The following is a 21,265-nucleotide window of genomic DNA, read 5'->3' on the forward strand; positions in this document are numbered from 1 at the left end:
CGCCGTCGGGCTCTTCTCACGCCTTGGCCAGCCGAGGGCGTGTCAAGCGTTCCTCAAGAGCGACGACGGCACTGAGCAGAAAGAAGAAGCCCGTCAAGCCGAAATCCAGAAACCTCGTCCCAAAGATGTTCGCGATGAGAAGCGTGAGAATGGCGCCGTGATAGGCCCGTCCAAGGATGAGCCCCCGCCCCCCCCGCTTCTGTATTGCACTGCCCAGTCTCCACGCCCTGAAGAAGATCCACAAGAGGAGGAAGAGCCCAGGGAAACCCATCTGGCCGGCAACCTCAATGTAGAGGTTGTGCGCGTGCTTGTAGTTCCCGGCGGCGATGCCGGTCGCGACCGACAGGTTCCCGTACCCAACGCCGATCAGGGGGTGGTCCACGATGAGATCCGCCGCGTCCCGCCAGATCGAGAGCCGCCCTCCTGATTCGATGTCGATCGCAGTCTGCCTGTCCTCCGACGCTGCAGCCTGCCAGACTTGGGCGACTCTGTCTTGCACGAAGGAGGGAGCCCACAGCGCCCCGCTCAGGACAACCGCGACCAGAATGGCGCCGCCCGCAACGTTCGTGCGAAGCACCTGAGGAACGGCCCCGATCAGAAAGGCGACATACGCGCCCCGGGAGTTGGGCAGGATCATCGCTGCGGCCGGGAGCAGGGCGGCAATGGCTCCGCCCAGCTTCTTCCATGCCTTGTAGGCGGGAAACATGCACAGGGCGAAGACGGCCGCCATCGCCAGGTAGGCGCCCATCTTGTTGATGTCACCAAGCCCCCCGGCCGTGCGCTTGCCCCATCCGTCCCGGATCGTCTCCTGGAGCGGTCCGATGACGGCAAGCGCCCCGCTCAGAAGGAGGACGGCCACCAGACGCCAGAGCGCCCTTCGGTCCCGCACGAGGGGCAGGACCACGAAGAAGACGAGGAAGCCGGAGATGATCCCCCATACGTACTTGAACCTCGCGATGCCTCCAATCCAGCGATCGGCATAGATGAACTCGCCGTAGTACCACGAGAGCATCAGCCAGGCCAGAAAGAGGAAGATCGGGAGGTTGAGCGGGGTCGCGATCAAGACCCGCGTCTCCCCTCGCAGCGCAAGAACCAGTACGGCCAGCAGCGATCCGAGCACAAGGAGATTCGCCGTATTCAGAAACGGCACGGGCGAAACGGGCAACCACTCCCCGAACGGAAGAACCAGGCAGATGACGTACGGGAGCCAGCGGGGACGGGCCATGAAGAGGCCGGCGAGGACGGCCACGGCGGCGATCTTGAAGAGCCTGTGAGTCGCTTGGTCGAGCGCGTAGCCAAGGAAGGCCAGACCGTAGGCGATTCCGATCGCGAAGACGGTCGCCGCGGCTGTGATCGCGACTGTCCGCGTCCGTTCCGCGATCTCCGGCGCAGTCGGCAGCTCGCCGTAGGAACCCCTGGGATCGGAAGCCCGTCGCGACAGCGTCTGAGGCGTCTGCGACATGCGCCTATCTCTCCCCGGCTCCGGCCAGCCCCGCGCGCCTCAAGCTCATACCTCCCTCAAACGGCTCGCGGCGTCTCCTGGCTCTTCCGGCGCCCCCAGCAGAGGGGCCAATCGGGCGCTCAGACGGCCGAGAGTCTTCAGGTCCTCGGGATGAAAGGCCCTGCCTTCCCCAGGTCCGCATCCGAGGATTGCGACGAGCCTGCCTCGCGACACGATGGGAAAGAAGACGCGTAGACGGTGGCGCGACTGGAGTTCCTCGCAGGCCACGTGCAACGGGACCTCCTTCACGGATGCCGCATCGCCTGTGATCACGAGGGGCTGCGCGCGCCCCGAGAGGGCGCGGACGAGGGGATGTGAGCCCGCCAGATTGGAAATTCCTGCGTCTTCGACCGGGAGGAACGCGCGAGCCGCGGAGCGCTCCACCCATAGCGCCAGATGGATCGGTCCGAAGATCGACCGCAGCGCTCTCCGCATCTGCCCCATGAGGGCCGCCGGATCCTTCGCCTCCTGCACCACGCGCTCGAGCCTCTCCCAGGAAGCCTGCTGCGAGAGGGAAGGCGGGTAGAGATGGCGGTCGAGGAACGTCTGCAGGCCAATCCGCAGGCCGGGAAAGACCCAGAGTGCGAGGCCGCCCGCAAGCAGAAGGGCGCTTGCGGCCTCGTACCAGAGGGCTTCCGTCTCTCCCAGCCGGCGCAGCAACTTCGAGATCAGAGCCAGGCCGATGAGAAAAAGACCGAGCGCCGTCACGATGGATGGGGAGGGGACGAGCGGACGGCGTACCGGCAGGCTCAGCTCCTCCCTCCACTTCCTCCCAAGCGCCAGCATCGACATCGCGATCGCAAGAATCAGCCCGGGCAGGAAGAGCGTCACGATCCGAAAAGGCCGCTCGCCATAGAGGAGCATTTCCGCCAGCAGATAGAAGCCTATCAGGTGGACCGGCAGCAAGGCGTAGATGGCGTGGGCGATCCGTCTCCGGCCTTCGAGTCGAGCAGCCTCGAGCGTGCCCTGCAGGTTCCAGAGGGCGATCGCCAATCCGACTAGCGCATAGAGGATCTGGACCCGCCCGAGAGGCCCCAGCACCTTTATGGCCACAGGATGCCCCGAGCCTTCCTGGACGGCGAGCGGAGGAAGCCACACTCCTCCGATCAGCAGGCCGATCGCCGTTAGCCAGAGAAGTGAAGCGAGGGCAGCCTCCGTACCCCGCGCAGCGCCACCCTCCGGGCGGCCGAATCGCGAAGAGAAGGCGACCCAGGTCGGCACGCCGAGAAGCACGCTGCCCCAAGTGAGGCCCAGCAGATAGGGTCTCACGGGCTCCCAACCACGGACGGCCAGGGCGCCCAGGGCGAAGCAGGTCGCTCCCAGACTGATCGATCCGATCGCCAGAGGTCGGTCTCCCGGATGGCGCCCGCCCCTCCTCCGGGCGAGGCAGAGAAGCCAGACCAGCGCGCCTGCCGCGAACCATGGTGCCGAGAGCATCCCGCCGCCCACCGGGGCTCAGGGCCTCCGCAGCCGATCCGCCTCTCGCCGAGCCTGCGCAGCCAGCGGCGATGAAGGATACGTGGCGGCCACTTCCTCAAGGATTTGCAGGGCTCGCTCCGGAGATCCCAGGTGTTCCGCGTGGATACGCGCAGCCTCCATCAGCACCGCGGGGCTCCGCGGGTCGCGCGGGAACATGGCGGGCAGCGAGAGCAGCCGCTCAGCCGCTGCCGTCCACTCCTCCAGAAGGATCAAGACTCCAGCCGTGCTCTCCTCCACCAACCAGAGGACTCCCGCCTCGGGCCTCTCCTTCCGTAGTTCCTCGTACCCCTCGAGCGCGCGCTGGAGCGCGGCACGCGCCGCGCTCTCTTCGCCGACACGGCGATAGTGGGAGGCGATCTCGAAAGGGGCTCGAATCGCGAAGGAGGTCGTCCTGTAGTCGGTCATGAGGGACCGATAGCGCGCGAGCGCCTCGGGCCACCTGCCGGCGTGCGAGAGAATCGCGGCGGCCAGCGCCTCCGCCTCCGCGCATCGCTGCGCATCGGCAGGAAAGGCCTGCTTCACCGACGAGAGGGCGGATAGGGCCTCGTCCGTCCTTCCCAACACCCCCAGGCAGTCGGCCTGACGGATCCTGGCGGCGGCGGCGAGGGGGTCCGTCGGGAATCTCTCCGCTATCTCCGCGAATGTTCTCGCGGCGGCGGCCGGGTTCCGCTCCCCCTCTTGCTGGAGGGTGCCCAGAACAAGCAGAACCCGCGGCTCCATGCTTCCCACCCCAGGCGTCCGTCGGGCGCGTTCCAGATTCTCGGCCGCCTTCGCAAACCTTCCGCGCCGTCCCTCTATGGATCCCAGCTGGACCCAGGCCAGCGCCGAGGCGGCATCTTCGGGGCTCTCCTGCACGATCGTCCGATAGTAGACCTCCGCCCGGTCAAGCTCGGCCGCGGCCTCATCCAACCGCCCCATCTCCCTCAAGAGATCTGCGGCAAGCAGCGGGGCATCCTGCACGGCCCCCACCGGCCGTCCGTCCGGCCGACGGGCGGGCAGGGCCGAGGCCATCTCCTGGTAGAGCCGGACGCACCCATCCAGGTCCCCCCGCGCCCGAAGGACGGACGCCAGTTCCGCGTGAAGCTTGAGCGTCAAATCCAGATCCCAGGGATACCGTTTGCGCGCGCCATCGAGAACGCGAACGACATCCTCGTTCTCGCCGCGCATCTCGTGAACGCGGACCAGTCCTCGCTCGGCGTGGGCCTTTATCCGCCCGATGGCGTGCGCCACCGCCGTGTCCCCGCCCGCGCCACCACCCTTCGAATCGACGACTCTCTGGAAGGCGACGAGAACCCGGCGGGTCTCCTCCTCCGTCGGCGGAGTCGCGACGCTCATCCGCACAGCCGCCTCCATCCGCGAGGCCTCCCAGTAGGCGCGCTCCGCACGATAGAGATCCCCCGCGTCCCGCTCGGAGCATCCGCCCTGCAGCAGCGCGGCAACGACCGCGCCGGCGGCAAGACGGGCCGCCCCTCCCCGGCAGAACCCAGCCACGCTCATTCCCCCCTCTCCGTGACGTAGAGTCGATAGAGGCGCGAACCCGCTCCCACGACATAGAATGCCGCCACCATGTAGAGCGCCGAGGCGCCGACAAGCATCCAGGCGATCATCTCCGGGCTCATGGAGCGCACGACGGAGTCGGCGCGCCGCAGCATGGCCGAGACGGGGATCTGGATCAGGTTTGGGACCAAGACGGCGCCGAAAGTCGCGATGGGCATCCTCACCATGATCGAGAGGCTGCGGCCAATGGCTCTCCCGACGCCCCGCCCCCCGACCAGCAGCACCAGCGGGACATAGAGAAAGAAGGCTTCGAATAGCGAGCCGAGGCCGATCGATCCATACCGGAAGAGCCGCAGCCTGGTCGCGCCGACATCCTGAGATCCCCCGAAGAGCAAAGCGGGCAGGAAGTAGAGGAGCAGGGCGAAGAGAACGATCAAAGGCAGTCTCGCGAGCACCAAGCGTCCGTAGGACTGGCCCGCCCGGCTGTAGGCCCCGCCTGTCGGTTCGGCGGGGTGATCGATCTGCCACGCGATCAGGAAAGCGGCTCCCAGCGTCCAGGAGGCGACCAGGAGGTCGATCGCGAGAGCGAAGTAAGAGAACAGGCTCGGAAGCGCCAGATAGAAAGTCGGGTAGTGAACCACCGGCTCCCCGCCCAGTAGGCGCAGGATCGGCACCATGAGCGGGGACAGGAGCGGTCGATGGAACTGCGTCAGGAGGAGGATCATCCCCGACTGCACGAGCCAGAGGAGCACGAACGGAACCCACTGCCGCCCGCGCCCCAGGCAACGTGTCGTCTCGATCCATGACCAAAGGAGCAGGCTGATCTGGTGCATCCCTGCGAACCGTCCTTTCCCTAGTCCCGAATCAGGCCCGGAAGATCCCGCACGATCTCGGTGACAAACCGGCGATTCCACTGGTCCGCCTCGCCAGGCGAGTCGGTTTCGAGCGTAGAAACCCGGATGAAGATGCCATAAAGACGATTTTGGCGCAGCCCTTGAGTGAACAGACCCCAGCGGTATCCGCGAACATCCTCAGGCGTCCCGGCGACGGGGCGGTACCACAGCGTGGCCACACGCTCTGCCCTCCTCCCCTTGCTCGCCAGGAACTGGGAAGCCCGCATCCCCCCCATCAGCGTTTCGAGATCCAAGGGGGGAAGCTCGCTCGTCCGGTATCCCTGGCTTCGGTAGCAGAGCTGCGGATCGTGCCCTCCGAGTCGGCGGTTCACGAAGTAGATCAGGACCAGCCAGATGGGGACGCCATCGGGCCGGACATAGCGACGGACGAGCAGGTCGTCATGTTCCAGATCCTCCAGAACCATCTCGGCGACTGGGACATCAACCCCTCGCAGGCCGGCGATCTCAAGGGGGAGGGAGGCCAGATTCGATTCAGCGCCTCTCCCCGGCGGCGCCGCGACTCGATAGAGGCCGACCAGTCCCAGCAAGAGGCAGGGGAAGACGAGAGGCGCGAGGCGGCCTAGCATCGCAGGAGTCCCTTCGAGACGACCAGCATGGCGAAAGCGATGAGGAACAGGGCGTACCCTCCCGCCGTGTGGAACGCTCCGGCCGCCTCCTGCGGCCCCGCGATCCCGGCGTAGACGCAGAGGGCGGCGATCCGCACGACGTTCGCCGCGACTGCGATCGGCAGCGCGAGGGCGAAGAGGACCACCCTCCTGACGACTCCGCGGTGGGCCAGATAGGCGAAGAGCGCGCCCAGGGCGAGCAAGGCAACCAGAGAGCGGAGGCCGGAGCAGGCGTTCTCGACCTCGAGCGTTCCCCCGGGGAAGAGGAGATTCACTCCGTCGCGGTGCACGATGACGCCCATCAGCTTGGCGATCGCCACGGCGCCGCGCGCCGCCACGACCTTCAGCTGGTAACTGAGTCCGTGGACGAACCAGGGCATCAGGGGGAGCATGAACAGCAGGAAGGCGAGCGGGAAGAGAAGCCGCCTGAAGGAGGAGACACCGTGAATCTGGAGGGCCGCCCCGGCAAGTGCCAGCACAAGCGACAGGCCCTGGAGGGCCACGACGTCCCCCCGGAGACCCACGATCTGCAGGACGGCGGCCGGCAACAGCAAGGCGATGCCCCGCCAGCCGGCGCGACTCTTCTCTGCGGTCAGCCAGCTCCGCTGGCGCCAGACGAGCCAGGCCGCCACGGGCGGAATCAGGAAACCGTGCGAGTAGTTTGGATTGCGCATCCAGAGATTCCACAAGTCAACCATGGTCGACTGATAGGCGAAGACGATAGCCCCTGCAGCGAGCGCCCAGGCGCCGATCAGCCAGATCCCCGGTCGCCTGAGATTCGCCACAGCGAGAATCGCGCCGCCGTTCTTGCTCTCCACGCTCACCGGCCGCTCCCCCGCCGTCCACTCATGATGAGCGTCGCTCTCCATAGCGGTAGCCGAAGTACCGGTGGTTGTAGTAGTACGGCATCAGCTCTTCGACGTTGTTCATCAGAAGTCCGCGCACGTTGCCCGTGAACTGCTTCTGCAACTCCACTCCGCGCTCGACGAGGTGGCGCGGCGTCGATCTCGCCTTCAGGACAATCAGAACCGCGTCCACGAGTTGCCCGATGATCAGGGCGTCGGGGACCGGCACGTTCGGCGGAGAGTCGACAATCACGAAACCATACCGTCTCGTCAGCTCGGGCAGGAGCCACGACAGGTTCTCATAGGTGAGCAGGTCGTTTCGGGGAGCCAGGTGTCCTCCCAGAGGGAGGACGTGGAGATTCGGCATGGAGGTCTTTTGAAACCACGACTCCTCCAGGCGGTGGACTTCGAGCGCCTTGATCACCCCCGGATTCTCGCCCGAAACGCCGAGGACACGACCTAGAGCGCCTCGCCGGAAGTCCAGATCGACCAGTAGCACGGGCAACCGCGCATCCTCCGCCGCGGCGGCCGCCCCCAGGAGAACGCAGGTCGTCGACTTCCCTTCCCCCCCCCGCGCGCTGGTGATGAGTAGACTCCGCACAAGGCCGTCCGACTCGCTCCTCAGCTCGAGGGCAACCCTTCGCATCTCCTGGAAGGGCGGGGAGTCTTGCAGGTAGGCCCCCAGGCGCGCGGCGTTCCAGACAAAACTCCCCTCCCGCGCGGTCTTGCGCAGGGATTCCACCTGCGGAAGGGTGCCAATCACCCGGAGACCGAGAGATCGCTCCGTTTCTCGCGCGTCCCTGAATGTGAGGTCGTGCCTCTCGACCAGCGCGAGGGCTCCAATCCCGAGCGCAAGACCGACGATCGTCGAGAGGATCGCGACCGCCACGCGGTTCGGCTTGAAGGGCTTCATGGGTCGCGACGCCGGCTCGAGAACGGTCAGGCGTCCGGCGGCCTTCGTCGTCTCGAAAGCCCCGCTGATCTGGCTCGAGGCGATCTGCTGGACGAACGCGTTGTAGAGCGTCCGGTTGGTCTCGACCTCCTGCGTCAGTCTCCGGAGCGTGGTTTCGGTCTGCGATGTGCCGGAGACACGCGCCTGGTAGGAGTCCAGCAGCGCGTCATAGGTCGCGAGCCTGCTGGCCCCGGCGTCCACCCGCGCCTCCGCGATGACCGCGAGAACGGCCTCATCACGCAGTCCGGCGCTCGCCGTCAGCCCCGATTCCGAAAGAAAGGCGCTCGCTGCGGCGCGCAGCTCGTCGGTCTTGCGGCCGATGACGAGAGCAGCCGTCTCTTTCCCCTGCCCGACGCGCGGTCCGGGCGTCAGCGTCGCCTCAGCGTATGCCCGCTCCAGATCCCTGATCTCCTCGAGCAAAGGCGACCAGTCCGAAACGATGCGCTCTCGGAGCGTCGCCGCGGTGGCCGTCGATTTCCCCTCGAGCGCCGTCCTTCGCGCATCGCGGTCCTCCCGCATGCGGTCCAGGGTGGTGGATGCCTCGGAGCGAAGCCTGCGCGCTTCGGCGACGTTGCTCTCATTGATCAGACCGGCATTGACGACGACGGCGGCCATCCCTCGCTGGAACTCCTGCAGTCTCTGCTCCGCCTCGCCGAGTCTCTGCTTGTAGACGACGAGCTGCTCGAGGCTGAAGTCGTGCAGCGATCGCACGCGCTCCAGCTGGGAGGACTTATTCGCCTCGATCACGCCCGTCGTCAGATTCTGCGCGATCTCCCGGGCGCGGTCCGGGTAGTAGTCGGCGACCGTGATGACGACGACGTTCTCTCCGGTGCGACCCCTGGCGGTTCGTATCGTCTCGCGCAACCACTGCGTGAGGCGCAGTTCCTGGAGCGCCTCGATCGTCATGTCCGGATACTGCTTTCTGCTCTTCTCGACCCACTTGCGGAGTCCGGGATCGGTGCGCAGGCCGGATTGATCCGCCACCTTCAACAAGAACTCGTTGCTCTGCATCAGCGATTGCAGCCTCGCAAGCTGCTCCTGCACGCCGCTGACGGGGAGGATCCCCTGAAGCTCCCGACTGACCGGCTGGGGAAACTCGAGCAGGATTGTCGCAGAGGCCCGATACAGGGGGCGCATGATGCTCGGATGGCCGACGACGATGCCCGTCAGAAGTCCAGCGAGCGCCGGGACCAGGAGAACCCACCGGCGTCGCCAGACGATCGCCGCCATTCCCCTGAGATCACGCCCTTCCTTGACGACCGGAGATGTCTCCATGGCGCGCGCCTCCTACTGCGTTGTGAGTACGTCCGAGATGAGGAAGAGATTCAGGATATCCCGTGACAGCCCGAGGACCTCTCGTGTCGCGAGCCATGCGGCACCGCTTCCCCGCCGCCGCTGCGAAGGCACGCCGATGGCGTCTCCGGGCTGCACGATGAAGTCCGACCAGCCGGCCTCCAGGTATCGATCGAGATCGACTTCCGCAACGAAGCTCTTCCCCTGCGCGTCGCGTCCGACAACCCGGACGCGCCCGAGATCGGCCGCCGGCCCGGGCCCCCCGGCAAGGCTGAGCACTTTGACAAGATCCAGCCCGGTTCCGACGGAATAGGCTCCGGGTCTGGCCACCTCGCCAATGACATAGGCAGCCCGGCTAAGCTCTCCCCAGGGGCCGCCAACCGCTGGGACATAGATCACATCGCCCGGCATGAGCGGCGGCAGAGATCCGAAGTCGCCTGATTGGAGCGCGCTCGTCAGGTCAACCGTGAGGACGGTTTGCTGGTCTGCGACCTTCCGGAAGACCTGGACGCGGCCCAGATCGGCAGTGGCGCCCAACCCCCCTGCCGCCCCGAGAGCCTCGATGATCCCCGGTATCTGCTCGAAACTGTATCGCCCGGGAGCCGTCACAGCCCCGGAGACCGTGATGCGGCGGCTGTTGAAAGCCTGCATCTCGACCGTCACCTGCGCGGGTCCGCGCAAGAGATCGGTCAGACGTTCCTCGAGGTGTCTGGCCAGTCCGGCCGGCGAGTAGCCGGCAGCTTGCACGTCGCCTAGCGGCGGGAATGTGATCTCGCCGCCGGCGCGAACGGTCACGGTGCGGCTGAGGTCGGGCCTTTCCCAGACAGAGATCATGAGCACATCCTCAACATCCAGGATGTAGTCGCTCTGGGTTTCTCCCTCTCCCGCGCCGGCGACCGTCGTCGCCAGCAGGCACAGCAACACGAGGATCCTCGCCATCATGCCTTCCTAGCCTCCTTCCCGCCGTCCCTTGCGGGAGCCGCGTAGGGAACGTCCCGCACATCGAGCCCGCTGCCGTTGCTGCGCGGTCTGAGCAGTCTCGGCAAAGCAAGCCTTAGAGCATCGATGTCCAGCCGCCAGTTCCGGTGCTGGCCGTAGTATCGATCGTAGTTTGGAACCTCTTCCCCCGCCCCCCCGACAAGCTGCGCCGGCCCGGTCAGGCCCGGCCGTTGCGCGAAGCACCAGGCGCTCACCCGGGACTGCTTCCATGTGTCGCTCTCGATCAAGTGGCAAGAGGGGCCCACCAGACTCATATCTCCCTTCAGGACCGACCACAGATAGAGGAGTCGATCGACGCGCGCAGCCTCGAACCACCTCCTCAGATGGCGAACCGCGGATCCGCCGCCGGCGGGCTCCTCGAACTCCAGAGCATATGTCACGAAGGGGCGTCCCGGGAGCGAGTGCTTGCGCCGATCGTCGTATCTGCGATCGATGTGGACCCCGGCCGGCGCCAGTCTTCGGTCGCGCGTTCGCCGGTTCATTCCGATCCTGTCTTCTCGCCTGAAAACGACGCGTCCCGGGCCCAGAAGGGCCATGAGGCCGTAAGCGAACGCCGCGGGAGCCGCCAGGATCGCCAGACCGAGGCCGGCAGCGAGCATGTCGAGCAGCCGCTTGCCCGGAGCGCTGTCGGAGGCGGCATGGGGCTCGGCGGGCGCATCATAGGCGACGCGCTCGGGCTCCTGCGGCAACGGTTCCGGTTCCTGCGTGACGTACTCAGGCACCATGCCCATCATCGCCTCGCGAATGGCGTCCGGCGGCGCCTCTCTGGCCAAGTCGATCAGATCCTGAACCCGGCGTTCAACCAGGTCGGGATCGACGTTTTCGAGCTCACACCGCAGGATCTTCGCGTGGCGCGTCGTCCGCGTGGTCTCCTCAGCCGTCAGGATCTCCTCGGAGAGCTTCTCCCCGGGGCGGAGGCCTATGAACTCCACCTGGATGTCGTGATCCGGCCTGAGTCCGCTCAGCCGGATCAGCTGCTTCGCGATATCGAGGATCCTGACCTGCTTTCCCATGTCGAGGATGAAGACGTCCCCCGACTGGCCGAGCAGGATCGCCTGGATCACGAGCTGACTCGCCTCCGGAATGGTCATGAAGTACCGCCGGGCCTCGGGGTGCGTCACTGTGAGCGGCCCCCCGCGGGCCAGCTGTCGCCTGAAGATCGGGAGCACGCTCCCATCCGAGCCGATCACGTTCCCGAATCTCACAGCGACCATCGTCGTCTTGGATCGCGAGGCCATGGCCTGCAAGAGCATCTCGCACGCCCGCTTCGATGCCCCCATCACGCTCGTCGGATGGACTGCCTTGTCGGTCGAGATCAAGGCCAGCGTCTCCACTCCTGACGCCTCCGCCGCGAGGGCTACGTTTCGCGTCCCCAGCAGGTTGTTCAAGATGGCCTCGCGCGGACTGGTCTCTAGGAGGTTCACATGCTTGTGCGCGGCCGCGTGCAGCACGAGGTTCGGCCTCTGGGCCAGCATGAGCGCGCGCATGCCGCTCTCGTCCTTGATGTCTCCCACAACGTGGAGAAGGTCCAGCTTGCGATGTGTCTCCTTGAGCTCGAGACCCAGATAGGTCAGGCTGTTCTCGTTGTGGTCGAGCATCACGATCCGCTCGGGATCGAAGCGCGCGAGCTGCCGGCAGAGCTCCGATCCGATCGACCCTCCTGCACCGGTCACCAGGACAACGCGCCCCTCGATCGCCTGGCGTATCCCAGGCAGGTCGATCTCCACGGGTTCCCGCCCCAGGAGGTCCTCGATGCGGATCTCGCGGACTTGGTCAAGGGCCCCTCTCCCTTCGATGTAATCGGCCAGGGCGGGGACGGTCTGGCAGACAACCCCCTTCTCTATGCACACGCGGGCGACCTCGCCCACCAGCCTCCCCGGGGCGGAGGGGGCCGCGAGGATCACGGCGTCGATCCGTTCCTCCTCGAGGATTCGGGGAAGATCGAACGTGGTGCCCAGCACCTCGATGTTCTCGACCCTGGCGTGGAGCTTGTCGCGGTCGTCGTCCAGGAAGCCGATGGGGCGACCGGCGAAGTTGACGGTCCGCGCGATCTCCCTCGCCACCATCGCCCCCACGTCCCCCGCGCCGACGATGAGAATCCGGCGGTCCTTTCTTGACACCCAGGGCATCGGATACCGGAGGAGCCTCCATGCGACGCGGACACCCATCACAAGGACGGCTGCCATGATCCAGGAGAGGACGATGACGCTTCTCGGCAGGGGTTGCGGCCGGATGAGTTGGTTCACTACGTAAAGGGCCAGGAATGCCAGCGTGAGCGCGTTCGCGATCGAGAGCGCCGTGGGGAGCCCCGCGTACCTCCAGAGGGTCCTGTGGACCTTGAAGAGATCCAGACAGAGGAGGCCGACCAGCACGGCCACGGCGGCTCCGAGCACAAGGCCGCCCTGGAACTGCTCCGGGATCCTCCCATCGAATCTGAGGAGGAGCGCGAGGTAGACGGAGGCGATAAGCAACACCCCGTCCATCAGATGAAGCAGGATGAGCCGGACAGGCTTGGGCACTCTCGTTCCTCCTTGGTCGCCTCTTCCGCGGCGCCTCCAGCGCCGCCCGCGCCGCCAATGCCGCGGACCGCCACGGGGCCCACAACACGGGATTATCGGCGCAATCGCTTGCCGGGTCGAGCAATGGTGAGTTCCCGCCTGGCGCTTCGCCCGGAGAGCCGATCGACCCGATACTGGCCCCTGCGGGAGGCCGGCGGACCAGACGAGCCTTCCCTGGGCAAGCTGCTCGCCAAGAGCCCGCTCTCCATGGGCGCGACCCGGTTCACGGCGGCGTTGACACGGCCCGGCGGCACGGCGATTCTGGCCTCGCCCAGGGGCCATCGAGGCCCAAAGGAGGCGGAATGAACGAGAGCTTATCGACCCCCGGCGACTCCGGGGCGCGGTCGTCCACTCCAATCCACCCCGACTCCGGCCCAGGCCCCCTCACCAGGTTCTTCCGGGCCCTCGGTCTCTCGCCCGGGGCCTACGGGCTGCCTTACCGCAGAAGCGACTGGCTCGTCCCGTTGCTCATCGTGCTCGTCCTCCACCTGGCCAGCGGCCTCGTCTTGCGGGACCTATTCGTCCAGGCGCAGATCGAGCAAGTTCGAACGATGCTCGAGTCGAATCAGCGCCTCTCCGCCGAACAGAAAGAGGAAGCAATCGAGCAAATGACGGGGGGGGCTGCGGCCGACCGGATGGGCTGGGGAGCAGTCGCGGGGTCAGTCGTCATGCCGGTGATCGGAGCTCTTCTCGGCGCTGCCATCCTGCTCTTGATCCTGAACTTCGGCGCCGGAGGAAGCGTCCGTTACGGACCTCTCTGGTTTCTGATGACTCTCTCTCTCGCTCCCACAGCGATCCACACGGTTCTCTTCACGATCCTATCCCTCTCCCGCGGCAGCGTGGATGTGGCCTTCGGCCCGGCCGCCTTGTTGCCCACCGATGCCGGATGGATCAGGACCTTCCTGCAGACCTTCGACTTCTTCGGGTTCTTCTGGGTGTTCGCGACACAGTATGTCGGCGTGCCGGTCGTCACCGGAATGCGCCCCCAGAAGGCCCGAACGGGTCTTGTGATCCTCTGGGTCGCCTACATCCTCTTCGCACTCCTGGGGGCTTTCGCCTCCGGATGCGCGATGACGATGGGAGGCGGCGGCGCGTGATCGATTCCGAGAGGACCGCGGGGCCTCAGGCGTGCTTCTGGATCAGATGGAGCAGGTCCTCGTGGAGAGCGCTTCGCTCCGCCTCGTCCAAGGCCAGGAGGGTGATCTGACTCAAGGAGCAACCCTCCAGCAGCTCATCGATCAGGACCGAGAGGGCGGCCTGGACCGTCTCTCGCCTCGTCCCCTTTGCGGCTCCGTGGAGCGAGTGGATGAGGAGCTGCTTCCAGTGACGGACGGCCGCGACCTCCAGCGACCGGCTCATCGCCTTCGCCGCGGCGGCCGCATCGACGCGGAGGTCCTGTCCCATGACGGCCGCGTGGACGACGCCGGCCAAGGGGAGCGTTCCGGCCCCCGTCACAGTGACCTCCCCCATCGGAATGGGGCCCTGGCGGACCGCGGCAAGCTCGATCTCCTCCCCGCCAGCCTGCTTCAGAGCCAGGGCCGGACCGGCGGCCATCCAGAGGTAGTCGTTCGTGGGGAGGACCAGCCCCTGGGCCTCGGGCCATGGCTTGGAGGCCAGCTGAATCTCAATCCGCGTCTGGACCAAGTGGAATGACAAGTCGCAACCCCTCCACAGATGCCAACGAAGGCCTGACGACCGGGATCCACCCGCTTCTCGGCGCGCTGCTTGCGGGCGTCCTCGCCCTCATCATCTGGTCGCTCTACCGCGCGATCGGGATGCTCATCCCGATCGTGGCCGCCGCGACTCTGCTGTGGCCGCAGCGCCGACAGGCTTGGGCGCGCGCCCTGCTCTGGCTCCTCGCGCTCCTGGCCGTGATCTGGATTCTCCACAAGGCCCGCATGGTTGTCTATCCCCTACTCGCCGGACTCTTGATCGCCTACTGGCTCGATCCGATCGTAGATCGACTGGAGCGCCGCCGCGTCAAGCGGAGCCTCGGCTCGCTGATCGCCCTGCTCCCGGCCATGGTCGTGGGGCTCCTCTTCGTCGTCTTCGCGCTTCCCCTTCTGATCGAGCAGCTCGGTCTCCTGATCGCGGCCATTCCTCGCATCTACGACTCGCTCTACGAGAGGCTCCGGCCCTGGGTCGAGACGGTGATCCCCTCTCAGGGAGCCGCGAGGTGGAAGGAGCTCCTGGTTCCGGCGGGGGCTCACATCGAGACGATCCTGCGCGGACTGTGGGGCGGAGCTTCCGGTCTGGGTCGGGGTATCGGCGCGTTCGTCGGATTCCTCGGCATGCTTGTCCTCGCGCCGATTCTGACCTACTACCTCCTGGTCGACTTCGACCGGATCCGGATCTGGCTCCCCTCGCTCCTTCCCGAGCAGAGACGGGCCTGGGCTTCGGAGGTCATGACCCTCTTCGAGCAGACGGTCAGCTCCTACTTCAGGGGACAGGTCCTCGTGGCGTTCTGCATCACGCTCCTGCTCACCGCCGGCTTCCTCCTCATCCGCCTCCCGTACGCGGTGGTCCTCGGAGCGCTTGCCGGTCTCTTGAACCTCGTCCCGGTCATCGGATTCTGGACGAGCGCCGTCCTGTGCGCCGCCGCCGCCATCCTGAGCGGCGAGCCGGGCCCAATGCTCTTCCGACTGGCGATCGTTCTCTCCCTCGGGCAGGTGCTCGAGGCTCAGGTGCTGACCCCCCGGATCGTGGGTCGCGCCGTCGGCCTCAATCCCGTGATCATCTTGCTCTCGGTCCTGGTCTGCGGAGCGCTCCTCGGCCCCGTGGGACTGATTCTCGCGGTGCCCGCGGCCGCCTTCGCGCGGGGTATGCTGCGGCGCCGCGCCGCGCGCAACAGCGCGCGATCCGACTCGCCGCAGTCGCCGCCTGCTAGGTTGGAATCGCCTCCTCGTCCGTCGCCCGGCGCTCCATGACTCGGATCCACCCCTGCTCCATCTTGAGCCGCAGGGGCGCCGGCGCGAGACCTGACACGACCGCCCCAGCCGGTCCCAGCAGGGGAATGACGCGCGTCTCGCGCATCAGCTTTCCCTCGGGAGGCAGATAGGCCACGAGGAAGGAGGCGATCGCCGCGGAAAGGAAGAGTCCCCGAGCGAGCCCGAGAAGGCCGCCCAACCACCGATCCCCCGCGCCCCTGTCCTTGCCCCCCTGACCCCCCGCGGCCGCCCCGAGGAGTCGGAGCAGTGCGAAGGCCAGAAGCCCCACAAGCACCCCCGTCACGATCACGACCCCGGGGACACGCTGGATCGTCGCCGGAAGGCGGCTCAGCACCGGATGCGCCAGGTGCACTCCGAGAAGGACGCCCCCCAGCCAGGCGGCCAGGGAAAAGAGCGATTCGACGAAGCCGTTGCGAAAGCCCGCGACGAGGCTCAGCACGACAAGGATGACGAGACCCAGATCGGTGACCCCTACCATGGACCACTCCTCCGCCGTGAGGCGCGCGGCGTGGGCCGAATGTAGACCCCCGTCTCGCCCGACACAAGATCAGAGACTCATGGAAACGGCCCGACGGGCCGGAAGGCTTGCAAGCGCGGCCACCAAGCAGGAAGGCCGGGCGATCGCGCCCGGCCTTCCTCTCGATCCGCGGCAGATGCCCTTCGCTATACGAAGAGCGCCGCCAGAACCAGAGTGACAGTGGACAGGAGCTTGATCACGACGTGAAGGGACGGGCCGGCCGTGTCCTTGAGCGGGTCGCCAACCGTGTCGCCGACGACCGCCGCCCGGTGGGCCTCCGACTTCTTCCCGTGGACATGGCCGGCATCGTCGGCGAGATGCCCCGCCTCGATCATCTTCTTGGCGTTGTCCCAGGCGCCTCCGCCGTTGTTGAACACCGTCGCGAGGACGATCCCGGCCATGGTTCCGCACATCAACAGGGCGGCCACAGCCTCAGCGCGGAGGACAAGCCCCACAATGACAGGGCTGGCCACCGCGACGATCCCCGGCAGGACCATCGCCTTGAGAGAGCCCCGAGCCGTGATGTCGACGCACTTGCCGTACTCGGCCTTGCCGGTTCCTTCGAGCAACCCGGGGATCTCGCGAAACTGCCTCCGTACCTCCTCGATCACCTTCTCCGCGACCTTGCTTACCGCCCGGATCGCCAGGGCGCTGAAGAAGAAGATCAGCATGATCCCCACGAGCGCCCCGGAGAAGACCTCCACTTTGCCGAGGTCGACGTGTGCGAGCTGCGGCAACCCGGCCTCCTTCTGCACCAGTCTGACCTTGTCGATGTAGGCGCTGAAGAGCAGGAAGGCGGCGAGGGCCGCCGAACCGATCGCGTACCCTTTCGTGAGAGCCTTGGTCGTGTTCCCCGCAGCGTCGAGAGCGTCGGTTCCCCGCCGGACATCCGGCGAGGCGTTCGACATCTCGGCGATGCCCCCCGCGTTGTCCACGATCGGGCCGAAGGTGTCCATCGCCAGAATGTAGGCGCAGGTCATCAGCATCCCCATCGTCGCAACGGCCGTGCCGAAGATTCCCGCCGTCGACTGCGCGACCCCGAGGGCGTCGGCAGCCTCGCGACCGCAGGCGTACGAGCCCATGATGGCGGCGACGATCACGAGAACCGGCATCGCCGTATTCTCCAGCCCTACGGCGAGGCCCGTGATGATGTTAGGGCCGACCCCTCGCAGCGACGCCTGCCCGATGCTCCGGACCGGACGCCAGCGCCCTTCGGTGTAGTACATCGTGATGAGAACGAACGCCACGCTCGTCGCAAGGCCGATCAGGCCGGCCAGGAAGAACCAGTTGCTTCCAAGCAGCTCGCGTACGATCCAGTAGAGCCCCGCGATGGAGAGAACGACGGAGATCATGTAGCCGCGGAAGAGGGGCGTCATCGGCGCCTCCTTGCCACGGTGCTCGGTCAGGAGGATGCCGACCGCGCTGGCGATCAACCCGGCGGCGCGCACCACGAGGGGGAAGAAGATCCATTCGGGACGGCCGGTCACGACCGCAAGGCCCACTCCCAGGATCATGGCGCCGATGTTCTCAGCCACCGTCGATTCGAACAGGTCGGCGCCTCGGCCTGCGCAATCGCCCACGTTATCGCCGACCAGGTCGGCGACAACCCCTGCGTTGCGCGGGTCGTCCTCCGGGATCCCCGCCTCGACCTTCCCTACCAGATCGGCTCCCACATCGGCCGCCTTGGTGTAGATTCCCCCTCCAAGCTGCGCGAAGAGCGCCACGAAGCTCGCGCCGAACCCCATCCCGACAACCAGGAAGGGAGCGTGCGCGTATCCTTGGGGATTCATGCCGCCGTAGGCCAGCACCATGAGGTAGACAGACATCAGCGATAGGCCGACGACCAGAAGGCCGCTGACCGCCCCGCCCCTCAGGGCGACCTTCAAGGCGGGTCCGAGTCCGCCCCTGGCGGCGTTCGCGACACGGCTGTTGCTCTTGACCGCTACCCACATCCCGATCACGCCGCTGATCATGCTCGCCGCGGCCCCCACGAGAAAAGCGAGCCCCGTGCGCCACCCAAGATCCCAGCCGACGACTCCCGTCTCCGACGTCTTCTCGAAGAAGGTCACGAGAAGCGTCACGGTGATCGCCGCCAGGATGGTGAGCGCCACGATCGTGCTGTACTGCCTGGTCAGGAACGCGGTGGCTCCCTCCTGGATCGACCGGGCGACCGCGCGCATCTCCGGGGGGCCCTCGTCGAGCCTGAGGACGCGCCAGATCAGGTAGGCCGCCAGGACCAGACTGCAGAGGCCCGAGACCGGGACCAACCACACCAAGCTCATGCAGGTATCCCCCTATCACGTGAACCGCTCTCCCATCCCTGGAAGAGCGGCGTTGTCTGCCAGTGTCGAGAAGGCACGCTAGCGCGCCTAGTTCAGCGAGAAGCGCATCGGGATCTGGACCCAGACGGCGACCGGCTTGTGCTGCTGGAGGGCGGGCTTGAAGACCGCCTTCCTCGCCGCGGCAACGGCAGCATCATTGAGCATGGGGACGCCATCGGTCACGAAGGCGTCCGCCACCTTGCCGTCCTTTCCCACGAGCGCTCGCACCATCACGGTTCCTTCGACCTCGGCCTGGCGCGCCATATCCGGATAGATGGGAGGAGGGATCTGGATCAGCACGGGCATCTCTTCGACCGCCACGAACTCGTCAGGTGAGGGGTTGTCGCTGGTCACCGCGTCCGGGATCACAACCAAGGAGTCGCCCCCCGCGCCGTCGAGGGAGGAGAGGGTCGTGGGCACGAATGCCTCCGCTAGCTGCTCCTGCGTGGCAATCGTGGAGGTGGTCGCCTGGAAGTCCGGCACAGGCTCCGGAACGCCCAGAGAGGGCGGCGCGATCTGCTGGGCGATGGCCACCTGAGCGCTCGCCGCCGTCTCCTGCGCGAGGGACGGGGGAACACCGAGCTCCCTGTAGCTCACGATCTGAACCTCACGGGGACGCTCGACTTCCTTCTCCATGCTCCGCGCGACCAGCCAGGCGCCGAAAATGAGCAGATGAACTGCGGAAGCGACGCCGATCGACCAGTAGAGGAAGCGCTGGTAGCGCCGCCGCAGCGGATGCATCTCCCCTACGACGGGGAGGCGCTCGGCGAAAGAGAAGTCGAGCGGGCTGGCCGCACTCTTTTGGGTTGTCATCACAGGGCCTCCAGCTGCCGGGCTTCCTCTTCCGTCATGGGTATGAGGCTGAAGCGGGACATCTCGGCGATCTCCAGCTCATCCATGATGTCGACCATCGTCTCGTACTTGGCCAGGCGATCGAGCTTCACGAGGACGATCAGCTCAGGATTCAGGCGCACATTGTCGGTGAAGAGCTGACCCAGGTCCGGCAGCCTGGTCGAGATCATTGGGCCGGTCGCGAGCTTGTAGAAGTAGCGGAGGTCTTTCCCCACGAAGAGGGTCAGAACGTTCGACTCCGGAACTTCCACCTTCGCCCCGGCGGGGGGCAGGTTCACCTCCATGGCCTGCGGCTTGCGAAAGACGGTCGTCACCATGAAGAAGATCAAGAGCAGGAACGCGATGTCGACCATGGGCGTCATGTCGATCCGAATGGCGACACGGCGCTTGGGCCGCCGCAGCCCGCTCTGCTTCGCGCCTCTACTGCTTTCGGCAACGTCGCCGCCCACGGCCTATTTCCCCCTCTCTTCTGGCGTCCTCAGATCTGTCATCAGATTGAACCGATAGGAATTCGTATTCTGCAAAGCGTCCATGATGTCAGCCACGTACCCGTACTCCGATTGCTTGTCCCCCTTGACGATGATGCGCGCTCCGGGACGCCGGCTCCGCATGGTGACGATCGCCTGCTGCAGCTCCTCGCGAGGAACCGCGGCCGCGGCCCCCGACTCATCGCCGATGAAGATCCTTCCCGCCTTGTTGACCGTGATCACGATGATCCCGGTCTCGGGCGTCTTCAGATTCGACGTGGAGGCCGGCAGATCGACAGCAACTTCCTCCGGCGGCTTGAACTGCGTCGTCGCCATGAAGAAGATCAAGAGCAGGAACGCGATGTCGACCATGGGCGTCATGTCGATGCGGATCGAGACCCTTTTCTTAGGGCTTGCCACGAGTCTGCCCCTTGTCATGCATCAAGAGCTGAACGACCTCGTACGTCGTCTCATCCATCAGGTAGTTGAAAGAGTCGACCCGATTCGTGAAGTAGTTGTAGCCAACGATCCCGACAATCGCCAGACCGAGACCGCCGGCAGTGTTGATGAGCGCTTCGGAAATCCCGATGGCAAGCTGGATGGCGTCCGGCGCCCCCGCGTGCCCCATGGCCTTGAAGGAGCGAATCATGCCAACCGTCGTGCCGAGCAACCCGATCATCGTCGCAATCGAGGCGATGGTGGAAAGGGCGATCAGGTTCCGTTCGAGAAGCGGGGTCTCGAGCGCGTTCGCTTCCTCGATCGCTCGCTTCGTCTCCTCGATGATCTCGTCCTTCGGGAGGTCGGACCCCTGGAGCATGTCGTAGCGTTCCAGCCCGGCGCCCACGACATTCGCCAGGCAGCCTCCCTGCTTCTTGCAGACGGTGATCGCATCGGGGATGGCTCGCCCATCGAGGCTCTTGCGGAGCGCGCGGGTGAAGTGAGCTACGTCTCCGCGACCCTGCGCCCGCTTCAGCGTGATCATCCTCTCGATGATGAATGTAACACAGATGATTGAGATGGTCATCAGAAGCGGAACGATCGGACCTCCAAGCTTGATGAATTCGGGAAGCATGTACTGGTAGATCGCCCAGGAGACCAGCGCAGCCCCCACAAGGATCGGGACGAACACATAACCTTTCATTTCAGTCCTCCGTTGACACTCCCTACGACTGATCGCTCCGGTTGACCCCCGCGAGCGCTTCCTCCACACTGTCGAACGTCTCGAATACGAAGTTGAGCTTCGTGATCAGGAACAGATTCTTGATCCGCTTGCCGATGCGCGAAAGCCGCAGATACCCCTGGCGATTGCGGCAGCTCGTGTGCAGGGCTACCAGGGTTCCCAGGCCAGCGCTATTGATGTAGGACACGCGCCCGAGATCCACGACCACCTTGGGCACGCCCTCGGCGATCACGCCCTGGATCGCGCGCTCCAGCTCACGCGTCTCTTCGCCGCCGCTCAAATCCTTGTGCGGCGCAAGCACATTGACATCGCCCCTCTTGTCCTTCTCTAAGCTCAT

The 21,265-nt window shown here is 66.0% G+C and carries 19 protein-coding genes; 2 read left to right on the top strand and 17 right to left on the bottom strand.

Annotated features, from left to right (window positions below; genetic code table 11):
- Nucleotides 1-16 precede the first annotated feature (16 nt).
- From FJY88_00105 to FJY88_00145, 9 genes are read right to left on the bottom strand one after another with little or no spacing between them, the layout of a single operon-like run.
- Nucleotides 17-1,462: an O-antigen ligase family protein gene (locus FJY88_00105; protein MBM3285747.1), complete on the bottom strand. Its 1,446-nt coding sequence runs from the start codon at nt 1,460-1,462 to the stop codon at nt 17-19.
- A gap of 45 nt (nt 1,463-1,507) precedes the next feature.
- Entirely contained in the window at nt 1,508-2,938 is a 1,431-nt protein-coding gene (locus tag FJY88_00110; GenBank protein MBM3285748.1) for a hypothetical protein, read from the bottom strand.
- An 18-nt stretch (nt 2,939-2,956) separates the two neighbouring features.
- Nucleotides 2,957-4,477 carry a tetratricopeptide repeat protein gene (locus tag FJY88_00115; protein ID MBM3285749.1) on the bottom strand — a complete coding sequence of 507 codons (1,521 nt, stop codon included), beginning with the start codon at nt 4,475-4,477 and terminating at the stop codon, nt 2,957-2,959.
- On the bottom strand, nt 4,474-5,310 hold the full coding sequence (locus tag FJY88_00120; protein ID MBM3285750.1) for a hypothetical protein: 837 nt from the start codon (nt 5,308-5,310) through the stop codon (nt 4,474-4,476). The genes FJY88_00115 and FJY88_00120 overlap by 4 nt, the downstream gene beginning before the upstream one ends.
- 20 nt (nt 5,311-5,330) lie before the next feature.
- Nucleotides 5,331-5,957 (bottom strand): EpsI family protein, encoded by a 627-nt coding sequence (epsI, locus tag FJY88_00125; GenBank protein MBM3285751.1) that lies wholly within the window; start codon nt 5,955-5,957, stop codon nt 5,331-5,333.
- Nucleotides 5,951-6,865: an exosortase/archaeosortase family protein gene (locus FJY88_00130; GenBank protein MBM3285752.1), complete on the bottom strand. Its 915-nt coding sequence runs from the start codon at nt 6,863-6,865 to the stop codon at nt 5,951-5,953. Before FJY88_00130 ends, epsI begins: the two co-directional genes overlap by 7 nt.
- Nucleotides 6,843-9,068: a hypothetical protein gene (locus FJY88_00135; GenBank protein ID MBM3285753.1), complete on the bottom strand. Its 2,226-nt coding sequence runs from the start codon at nt 9,066-9,068 to the stop codon at nt 6,843-6,845. Before FJY88_00135 ends, FJY88_00130 begins: the two co-directional genes overlap by 23 nt.
- Before the next feature lie 12 nt (nt 9,069-9,080).
- Complete coding sequence (locus FJY88_00140; GenBank protein MBM3285754.1) at nt 9,081-10,028, bottom strand: hypothetical protein; 948 nt, start codon at nt 10,026-10,028, stop codon at nt 9,081-9,083.
- Nucleotides 10,025-12,925, bottom strand: a complete 2,901-nt coding sequence (locus FJY88_00145; GenBank protein ID MBM3285755.1) for an SDR family NAD(P)-dependent oxidoreductase — start codon at nt 12,923-12,925, stop codon at nt 10,025-10,027. Before FJY88_00145 ends, FJY88_00140 begins: the two co-directional genes overlap by 4 nt.
- Nucleotides 12,926-12,945: 20 nt before the next feature.
- Here FJY88_00145 and FJY88_00150 point away from each other — a divergent pair, with 20 nt between their 5' ends.
- Entirely contained in the window at nt 12,946-13,740 is a 795-nt protein-coding gene (locus FJY88_00150) for a hypothetical protein (GenBank protein MBM3285756.1), read from the top strand.
- 25 nt (nt 13,741-13,765) lie between these two features.
- Here the strand turns inward: FJY88_00150 and FJY88_00155 are convergent, their stop codons facing one another.
- Nucleotides 13,766-14,197: a hypothetical protein gene (locus tag FJY88_00155; GenBank protein MBM3285757.1), complete on the bottom strand. Its 432-nt coding sequence runs from the start codon at nt 14,195-14,197 to the stop codon at nt 13,766-13,768.
- 47 nt (nt 14,198-14,244) lie between these two features.
- On the opposite strand from FJY88_00155, the gene FJY88_00160 reads away from it, so the two are divergent.
- Nucleotides 14,245-15,570, top strand: a complete 1,326-nt coding sequence (locus FJY88_00160) for an AI-2E family transporter (GenBank protein MBM3285758.1) — start codon at nt 14,245-14,247, stop codon at nt 15,568-15,570.
- On the opposite strand, the gene FJY88_00165 is transcribed toward FJY88_00160, so the two are convergent.
- The 7 genes from FJY88_00165 to FJY88_00195 all read right to left on the bottom strand — a co-directional run bounded on the left by FJY88_00165 (nt 15,527) and on the right by FJY88_00195 (nt 21,265).
- A complete protein-coding gene (locus tag FJY88_00165) occupies nt 15,527-16,069 on the bottom strand; it encodes a CvpA family protein (GenBank protein ID MBM3285759.1) in 543 nt (180 codons plus the stop codon). The genes FJY88_00160 and FJY88_00165 overlap by 44 nt on opposite strands.
- Before the next feature lie 185 nt (nt 16,070-16,254).
- Complete coding sequence (locus FJY88_00170) at nt 16,255-18,390, bottom strand: sodium-translocating pyrophosphatase (GenBank protein ID MBM3285760.1); 2,136 nt, start codon at nt 18,388-18,390, stop codon at nt 16,255-16,257.
- Nucleotides 18,391-18,477: 87 nt separating this feature from the next.
- Entirely contained in the window at nt 18,478-19,242 is a 765-nt protein-coding gene (locus FJY88_00175; GenBank protein ID MBM3285761.1) for a TonB family protein, read from the bottom strand.
- Nucleotides 19,242-19,730, bottom strand: a complete 489-nt coding sequence (locus tag FJY88_00180; protein MBM3285762.1) for a biopolymer transporter ExbD — start codon at nt 19,728-19,730, stop codon at nt 19,242-19,244. Before FJY88_00180 ends, FJY88_00175 begins: the two co-directional genes overlap by 1 nt.
- A 3-nt stretch (nt 19,731-19,733) precedes the next feature.
- Nucleotides 19,734-20,186, bottom strand: a complete 453-nt coding sequence (locus FJY88_00185; protein ID MBM3285763.1) for a biopolymer transporter ExbD — start codon at nt 20,184-20,186, stop codon at nt 19,734-19,736.
- A complete protein-coding gene (locus FJY88_00190; GenBank protein MBM3285764.1) occupies nt 20,155-20,889 on the bottom strand; it encodes a MotA/TolQ/ExbB proton channel family protein in 735 nt (244 codons plus the stop codon). The genes FJY88_00185 and FJY88_00190 overlap by 32 nt, the downstream gene beginning before the upstream one ends.
- A gap of 22 nt (nt 20,890-20,911) precedes the next feature.
- Nucleotides 20,912-21,265, bottom strand: a complete 354-nt coding sequence (locus FJY88_00195) for an STAS domain-containing protein (GenBank protein MBM3285765.1) — start codon at nt 21,263-21,265, stop codon at nt 20,912-20,914.

Source organism: Candidatus Eisenbacteria bacterium (genome assembly GCA_016867495.1).
Classification (GTDB): domain Bacteria; phylum Eisenbacteria; class RBG-16-71-46; order CAIMUX01; family VGJL01; genus VGJL01.

Bases quoted from the DNA above. Each gene is read 5' to 3' on its own strand.
- FJY88_00170 (MBM3285760.1), bottom strand. From the start codon at position 18,390: ATGAGCTTGGTGTGGTTGGTCCCGGTCTCGGGCCTCTGCAGTCTGGTC.
- FJY88_00105 (MBM3285747.1), bottom strand. From the start codon at position 1,462: ATGTCGCAGACGCCTCAGACGCTGTCGCGACGGGCTTCCGATCCCAGG.
- FJY88_00190 (MBM3285764.1), bottom strand. From the start codon at position 20,889: ATGAAAGGTTATGTGTTCGTCCCGATCCTTGTGGGGGCTGCGCTGGTC.
- FJY88_00130 (MBM3285752.1), bottom strand. From the start codon at position 6,865: ATGGAGAGCGACGCTCATCATGAGTGGACGGCGGGGGAGCGGCCGGTG.
- FJY88_00150 (MBM3285756.1), top strand. From the start codon at position 12,946: ATGAACGAGAGCTTATCGACCCCCGGCGACTCCGGGGCGCGGTCGTCC.
- FJY88_00140 (MBM3285754.1), bottom strand. From the start codon at position 10,028: ATGATGGCGAGGATCCTCGTGTTGCTGTGCCTGCTGGCGACGACGGTC.
- FJY88_00120 (MBM3285750.1), bottom strand. From the start codon at position 5,310: ATGCACCAGATCAGCCTGCTCCTTTGGTCATGGATCGAGACGACACGT.
- FJY88_00110 (MBM3285748.1), bottom strand. From the start codon at position 2,938: ATGCTCTCGGCACCATGGTTCGCGGCAGGCGCGCTGGTCTGGCTTCTC.
- FJY88_00115 (MBM3285749.1), bottom strand. From the start codon at position 4,477: ATGAGCGTGGCTGGGTTCTGCCGGGGAGGGGCGGCCCGTCTTGCCGCC.
- FJY88_00195 (MBM3285765.1), bottom strand. From the start codon at position 21,265: ATGAGCTTAGAGAAGGACAAGAGGGGCGATGTCAATGTGCTTGCGCCG.
- FJY88_00155 (MBM3285757.1), bottom strand. From the start codon at position 14,197: ATGGCCGCCGGTCCGGCCCTGGCTCTGAAGCAGGCTGGCGGGGAGGAG.
- FJY88_00135 (MBM3285753.1), bottom strand. From the start codon at position 9,068: ATGGAGACATCTCCGGTCGTCAAGGAAGGGCGTGATCTCAGGGGAATG.
- FJY88_00145 (MBM3285755.1), bottom strand. From the start codon at position 12,925: ATGGCCCCTGGGCGAGGCCAGAATCGCCGTGCCGCCGGGCCGTGTCAA.
- FJY88_00160 (MBM3285758.1), top strand. From the start codon at position 14,245: ATGGCTTGGAGGCCAGCTGAATCTCAATCCGCGTCTGGACCAAGTGGA.
- FJY88_00165 (MBM3285759.1), bottom strand. From the start codon at position 16,069: ATGGTAGGGGTCACCGATCTGGGTCTCGTCATCCTTGTCGTGCTGAGC.
- FJY88_00185 (MBM3285763.1), bottom strand. From the start codon at position 20,186: ATGACAAGGGGCAGACTCGTGGCAAGCCCTAAGAAAAGGGTCTCGATC.
- FJY88_00175 (MBM3285761.1), bottom strand. From the start codon at position 19,242: ATGACAACCCAAAAGAGTGCGGCCAGCCCGCTCGACTTCTCTTTCGCC.
- epsI (MBM3285751.1), bottom strand. From the start codon at position 5,957: ATGCTAGGCCGCCTCGCGCCTCTCGTCTTCCCCTGCCTCTTGCTGGGA.